Genomic DNA, 3,773 nt, shown 5'->3' with positions numbered 1-3,773 from the left:
TACTCTTCACGCCGTGCCAGACGGCAACGCTAAAACTTCAGATTTATCGTTGGATGAGTTTGATCGGTACTAAGATTGTCAGCACGAAGTCCAACTATTCTTTATTCCCTGAGCAGACGTTTCAATGTATCCGTCAATCGAGGTGCCATAGCCCTGCTGCTTGACTTTGGGCGGCAGGCTATTCGGTGATGGGGTTGCGGACGAGGCACGGTGCCAAAGACCTTTCTCTGCGGCCTTCCAAACTCCGCGGTGTGAAGTGCAGGGAGGTCTCAAGCCGCGAGTCTTTCCAGCCGCCAAGCCAGGGCTTCCTTGGAAGGAAGAAAGGCCTCGTCATGCGGCAGGAGGATGGGTTTGCCGGAGAGGGCGCGGAGTTCGGATTCGCCGAGGGATCGGCGGGCTTCCAGGAAGCGGGAGACACGCCAGTCTCCGTCTGGAGAAGGGGCGATGACGCGGTGGTCCATGGCCCAGTGATGAATCTTGCACAGGGCCATGCCGTTGCTGGGGTGATCGTTGCCGCCTAACGGTGGCTCCTCCCTGAATGGAATGAGGTGCGCGGCATCGACGAAGGTGAGGTCGTTCATTTCCCGGAGGCGGATGCGGAGACCGCAGGCGGCGCATTGATAATCGTAGATCTCCAGGATGGTGCGACGGAATCCGGCGGAGCGTCCGGGCTTGGGCTCGGCATCGTCGTCTGCACTTTCCGGGAGCGGGGGAGCCAGGTCCTGAACGCCGGTTTCCTGAAACAGCAGGGAAAGCGCGGCCCGGGCCTGGGGAAAGAAGCGGGCGATGAGGGCCTCGCGCAGGCGGAGGCGGTCGGTGGGGGAAAGAAGCCAGGCGGCGATGGGAGACTCGATGCGGGCGAAGACTTGTCCCTGGGCTCCGTCACGAACGAGAGGCGCTGCCTCTAAAGGCTGAGGGCCATTTGCGCCGATCTTGACGGGCAGCCACCAGCCTTCATTCCTGAGGTAGTAGAAGGGATTCTCCGGGGCGTCCTGATCATTGCTCTTTCGGACCAGCTGGAAGTAACGGGTGAAACGCTGCCGCAACTCCTGACTCCACGGGATGCGGTCCGGCGTGGCCCGGCCTTCGGCGATGAGATCCAGCACGGCGAGCAGGAGCAACGGCTTGTGCGGACGCTCATGACGCTCCGCCCCTGTTCCGATGACTCCGACATTGAGATGGTAGAGAGCTTCGACGGCTTGCTCGAAGGTGCTGGGGTCCGAAGGCATGGGCGGAGGGTATCAAGAGCAGGCTTTGCCGCAAGCGGTCAGCTGGGAGAGGTGGAGTTGAAGACTAGGAGACAGCCAGGCAGAAGACTTTGAGACGCGCTGCGCGCGGAGAGCGGCTTCGTCGCGAGACTTGGAGCTCCAAGCCTCAAAGTCTCCGCGCAAGGCGCGTCTCGCGGCGCAGTCGCTCTCCCAGATGATGAGCCGGGTGACTCCTTCGCTCAGGGCTGACCGGGTTCTTCCAGCAAGCGCTTTGGCAAATCTCTGGAGCCATGCACGACACGCTCGATTCGGACGGAGCTGCCATCCCAGTAGAACAGCAAGTGACGGTCAAACGGCTGGCGGACTTGTATGCTGCGAATGTGAGCCAGCTCAGGCGCGGTGAAGTGTCGCGGCCTGCCCAAGTCTGGTTTTCCTGCCACGGTATGGATTGTTTCATGCACGGCGATCAAATATCGCTCAGCGACTTCTTCGTCCGCATTTTCCAGATACCAGCGGTATTGCAGGGTCATGTCCTGCTCGGCCCGGGCGGAGATGGAGATGGGCAAGCTCATGCCTGGGCTTTGGCGTTTCGGCGGATGCGGTCGAGCACCGTGGCATCGTAAGGGACGTGCGGGGAACGCACTCCCTCCAGCAAGGCGGCCTCCAGGGCGGGTGATTCATCGAACTCCTGATGCTCAAGCACGCGCAACGCCTCGCGCACCACGTCTCCTTCATCGGCATAGCGGCCTGTGTGCAGGAGTCTTTCGACAAGCTGGGTGAGTGCAGGAGGTAGAGCGATGGTCATAACCTGAGGATATGAACAAGCGGGTTGTTGTCGAGATCAGATTCCCGGCCCTTCACGAACTTCAGGCAGGACAGGCATCGTGGCATTGTTAGGATGCACTGCGGGAGGTGAAGTTGAAGACTGGGAGACGGCTTCGCCAGAGACGGGAGCCGACAGGTTGCAAACCTGTTCCACGTTCTTTTCATCTCGGCGGTGCAGAATGAGGAGTCATGGAGAGTCTGGCACTTCCCAGCTTGCATCTCCGACTTCGGGCGGCTATCAGCCCCGCATGGCGCGCCGCGATGCGGGGCGTTTTCTTTATTCGTCCAGGGCCGTGATGAGCGGCGCTGGCAGCCGTTTCGTAGATGCAGGGAAGACCGTGAGAACCGGTCACAGTGGCGCTGCGGTATCGGGTCACCATCTCACAACGCGCCGGTCAGTGATGTCCGGCGGGCAAAGTCAATCTGGGGGCAACTCCGGGTGAAGGCGAGAGAGATGGGCGCATGAGTCTTCATGCACAAACCCGGAGTCCGAATATCTCGCTTCGAAATGCTCACTCCCGCCGCTCCCAGTGGAGGCCGGTGGGAAACCATACTTCATCGCAACAATGAAGCGTGAGATCGAATCTCCATGCCATGCCTGCTCCAGCCGAGGAGCAGCGAGTCGGCATGGTGCCTCGTTCTTGCCATAGAACAAGCAAGACACCCATGACACAGAACAAGACAAGCCTGTGCCCGGCATTCCGCCTGGCAGGCCTCACCCTCATCAGCAGCGGATGGCTGCATGGTGCGGACACCCCGAAAGACAAACCCGTGCAGGAACTGCCTGCGACGGTGATCACCGCCACGAAGACGGAAACGGAAGCAGATAAAACCGCCTCATCGATCACGGTCATCGACCGCGCAAAGATCGAACAAGAACAGTACCGCCTGCTGGCCGATGCCCTGCGCCTCGTGCCCGGCATGACGGTGATCAATCCCGGCGTCACCGGCAATGTCGCCACCGTGCTCACGCGCGGCACCGCCACAAAGGACACCATGCTGCTCATCGACGGACGCCCGATGCCCTACAATCTGGCAGGCTCCTTCAATCTCGAAACCATGGCGCTCGACAACGTGGAGCGTGTGGAAGTCCTGCGCGGACCTGCGGCCAGCCTTTATGGCGGACGCACCATGGGCGGTGTCATCAATGTCATCACCCGCAGCGGTCGTGGTTTGGAGAAGCCGGAGACGACGGCCTTCTTCGAGGCAGGGAGCTACGGCACCTTTCGTGAAGGTATCAGCACTCTCGGTGCCGCCGGAGATCTGGACTGGGGCTTCGAAGCCAGCCGAACGGACATCCAGGGCCAGCGCATCAACAGCCAGTATCAGCAGTCGAACGCTGCGGGGAAGATCGGCTACCAGATCGCCGAGGATCTGCGTTTCGATCTCGACCTGCGCTACTACACGGCGGATGTCGGCGTGCCCGGCAGCACAGCGGCGAATGATTCGGACAATCATCTGCTCACCGAGTTTTGGAGCATCTCGCCAAGGCTCATCTGGGACACCACGGAGAACTGGCGGCAGACGCTGACCTTCTCCCATTCCCAGTTCCGCCAGGTGGCGACCGGCTTCACCGGATTCTTCCAAACCAACAACCGCGTCAGCTCCCGCTCCGACTGGCTGGAGTATCAAAGCACGGTCAAAGTGCTGGAAGACTGGACCCTCACCGCCGGTGCCTGGTTCCAGGATCAAAACATCACCCGCTACAACGACAGCGCCCAGGTCCTCGACATCGATCAA

General features: G+C 60.7%; 4 protein-coding genes. 1 reads left to right on the top strand and 3 read right to left on the bottom strand.

All coding sequences use genetic code 11. From position 1 onward, the window contains the following. Positions 1–269: 269 nt before the first annotated feature. From AC6FTP_RS26040 to AC6FTP_RS26030, 3 genes are all read right to left on the bottom strand, one after another. A complete protein-coding gene (locus AC6FTP_RS26040) occupies positions 270–1,229 on the bottom strand; it encodes an HNH endonuclease (protein WP_497209816.1) in 960 nt (319 codons plus the stop codon). A gap of 218 nt (positions 1,230–1,447) precedes the next feature. Then, a complete protein-coding gene (locus AC6FTP_RS26035) occupies positions 1,448–1,780 on the bottom strand; it encodes a type II toxin-antitoxin system RelE/ParE family toxin (protein ID WP_497209815.1) in 333 nt (110 codons plus the stop codon). Next, a complete protein-coding gene (locus AC6FTP_RS26030) occupies positions 1,777–2,013 on the bottom strand; it encodes a type II toxin-antitoxin system ParD family antitoxin (RefSeq protein ID WP_497209814.1) in 237 nt (78 codons plus the stop codon). Before AC6FTP_RS26030 ends, AC6FTP_RS26035 begins: the two co-directional genes overlap by 4 nt. A gap of 686 nt (positions 2,014–2,699) precedes the next feature. On the opposite strand from AC6FTP_RS26030, the gene AC6FTP_RS26025 reads away from it, so the two are divergent. Continuing rightward, a partial coding sequence (locus AC6FTP_RS26025; RefSeq protein ID WP_497209813.1) for a TonB-dependent receptor occupies positions 2,700–3,773 on the top strand: 1,074 nt, incomplete at its 3' end.

Source organism: Prosthecobacter sp. (assembly GCF_044378005.1).
GTDB lineage: Bacteria > Verrucomicrobiota > Verrucomicrobiia > Verrucomicrobiales > Verrucomicrobiaceae > Prosthecobacter.
Note: the sequence above shows the minus strand (reverse complement) of the source record. Positions and strands in the feature narration are given on the sequence as shown.